This is a genomic window from Pantoea agglomerans NBRC 102470, assembly GCF_001598475.1.
Taxonomy (GTDB): domain Bacteria; phylum Pseudomonadota; class Gammaproteobacteria; order Enterobacterales; family Enterobacteriaceae; genus Pantoea; species Pantoea agglomerans.
Genome location: NZ_BCZA01000020.1, coordinates 1 through 2,994, shown reverse-complemented (window position 1 = coordinate 2,994; position 2,994 = coordinate 1). Strand labels below are relative to the sequence as shown.

Here is a 2,994-nt window from a genome sequence, read left to right as displayed (position 1 = left end):
GCGATGCGTTCGAGTCTCTCAAATGCTTGCAATTCGCAGCGTTGTAAAACGCCTGTGGGTTGTGAGGTTAAGCGACTAAGCGTACACGGTGGATGCCCAGGCAGTCAGAGGCGATGAAGGACGTGCTAATCTGCGTAAAGCGACGGTAAGGTGATATGAACCGCTACAGCCGTCGATGTCCGAATGGGGAAACCCGGTGCACTCTGTGCATCATTGCAGCATGAATACATAGTGCTGCAAGGCGAACCGGGGGAACTGAAACATCTAAGTACCCCGAGGAAAAGAAATCAACCGAGATTCCCCCAGTAGCGGCGAGCGAACGGGGAGCAGCCCAGAGCCTGAATCAGTTTGTGTGTTAGTGGAAGCGTCTGGAAAGTCGCAGGGTACAGGGTGATACTCCCGTACACAAAAGCACACAAGCTGTGAGCTCGATGAGTAAGGCGGGACACGTGGTATCCTGTCTGAATATGGGGGGACCATCCTCCAAGGCTAAATACTCCTGACTGACCGATAGTGAACCAGTACCGTGAGGGAAAGGCGAAAAGAACCCCGGCGAGGGGAGTGAAACAGAACCTGAAACCGTGTACGTACAAGCAGTGGGAGCCTTCTTTATGGGGGTGACTGCGTACCTTTTGTATAATGGGTCAGCGACTTATATTCTGTAGCAAGGTTAACCGTATAGGGGAGCCGCAGGGAAACCGAGTCTTAACTGGGCGTTAAGTTGCAGGGTATAGACCCGAAACCCGGTGATCTAGCCATGGGCAGGTTGAAGGTTGGGTAACACTAACTGGAGGACCGAACCGACTAATGTTGAAAAATTAGCGGATGACCTGTGGCTGGGGGTGAAAGGCCAATCAAACCGGGAGATAGCTGGTTCTCCCCGAAAGCTATTTAGGTAGCGCCTCGTGAACTCATCTTCGGGGGTAGAGCACTGTTTCGGCTAGGGGGCCATCCCGGCTTACCAACCCGATGCAAACTGCGAATACCGAAGAATGTTATCACGGGAGACACACGGCGGGTGCTAACGTCCGTCGTGAAGAGGGAAACAACCCAGACCGCCAGCTAAGGTCCCAAAGTCATGGTTAAGTGGGAAACGATGTGGGAAGGCACAGACAGCCAGGATGTTGGCTTAGAAGCAGCCATCATTTAAAGAAAGCGTAATAGCTCACTGGTCGAGTCGGCCTGCGCGGAAGATGTAACGGGGCTAAACCATGCACCGAAGCTGCGGCAGCGACGCTTAGGCGTTGTTGGGTAGGGGAGCGTTCTGTAAGCCGTCGAAGGTGTGCTGTGAGGCATGCTGGAGGTATCAGAAGTGCGAATGCTGACATAAGTAACGATAAAGCGGGTGAAAAGCCCGCTCGCCGGAAGACCAAGGGTTCCTGTTCAACGTTAATCGGAGCAGGGTGAGTCGACCCCTAAGGCGAGGCCGAAAGGCGTAGTCGATGGGAAACAGGTTAATATTCCTGTACTCGGTGTTACTGCGAAGGGGGGACGGAGAAGGCTATATCAGCCGGGCGACGGTTGTCCCGGTTTAAGCGTGTAGGCGGAGTGTCCAGGTAAATCCGGACGCTTGTTAACGCTGAGGCGTGACGACGAGGCACTACGGTGCTGAAGTGATAAATGCCCAGCTTCCAGGAAAAGCCTCTAAGCATCAGGTAACACAGAATCGTACCCCAAACCGACACAGGTGGTCAGGTAGAGAATACCAAGGCGCTTGAGAGAACTCGGGTGAAGGAACTAGGCAAAATGGTGCCGTAACTTCGGGAGAAGGCACGCTGGCGCGTAGGTGGAGGGACCTGCTCCCCGAGCCGAAGCCAGTCGAAGATACCAGCTGGCTGCAACTGTTTATTAAAAACACAGCACTGTGCAAACACGAAAGTGGACGTATACGGTGTGACGCCTGCCCGGTGCCGGAAGGTTAATTGATGGGGTTATCCGCAAGGAGAAGCTCTTGATCGAAGCCCCGGTAAACGGCGGCCGTAACTATAACGGTCCTAAGGTAGCGAAATTCCTTGTCGGGTAAGTTCCGACCTGCACGAATGGCGTAATGATGGCCAGGCTGTCTCCACCCGAGACTCAGTGAAATTGAACTCGCTGTGAAGATGCAGTGTACCCGCGGCAAGACGGAAAGACCCCGTGAACCTTTACTACAGCTTGACACTGAACATTGAGCCTTGATGTGTAGGATAGGTGGGAGGCTTTGAAGCGCGGACGCCAGTCTGCGTGGAGCCAACCTTGAAATACCACCCTTTAATGTTTGATGTTCTAACGTAGGCCCGTGATCCGGGCTGCGGACAGTGTCTGGTGGGTAGTTTGACTGGGGCGGTCTCCTCCTAAAGAGTAACGGAGGAGCACGAAGGTCAGCTAATCACGGTCGGACATCGTGAGGTTAGTGCAATGGCATAAGCTGGCTTGACTGCGAGAGTGACGGCTCGAGCAGGTGCGAAAGCAGGTCATAGTGATCCGGTGGTTCTGAATGGAAGGGCCATCGCTCAACGGATAAAAGGTACTCCGGGGATAACAGGCTGATACCGCCCAAGAGTTCATATCGACGGCGGTGTTTGGCACCTCGATGTCGGCTCATCACATCCTGGGGCTGAAGTAGGTCCCAAGGGTACGGCTGTTCGCCGTTTAAAGTGGTACGCGAGCTGGGTTTAGAACGTCGTGAGACAGTTCGGTCCCTATCTGCCGTGGGCGCTGGAGAATTGAGGGGGGTTGCTCCTAGTACGAGAGGACCGGAGTGAACGCACCACTGGTGTTCGGGTTGTCATGCCAATGGCATTGCCCGGTAGCTAAGTGCGGAAAAGATAAGTGCTGAAAGCATCTAAGCACGAAACTTGCCCCGAGATGAGTTCTCCCTGACTCCTTGAGAGTCCTGAAGGGACGTTGAAGACTACGACGTTGATAGGCCGGGTGTGTAAGCGCAGCGATGCGTTGAGCTAACCGGTACTAATGACCCGTGAGGCTTAACCTTACAACGCCAGAGGCGTTTTT

General features: G+C 54.0%; 1 rRNA gene. It reads left to right on the top strand.

The annotated features are described in order from the left end of the window. Window positions 1–65: 65 nt before the first annotated feature. Window positions 66–2,974 (top strand): 23S ribosomal RNA (locus PAG01S_RS21390). Window positions 2,975–2,994: the final 20 nt, after the last annotated feature.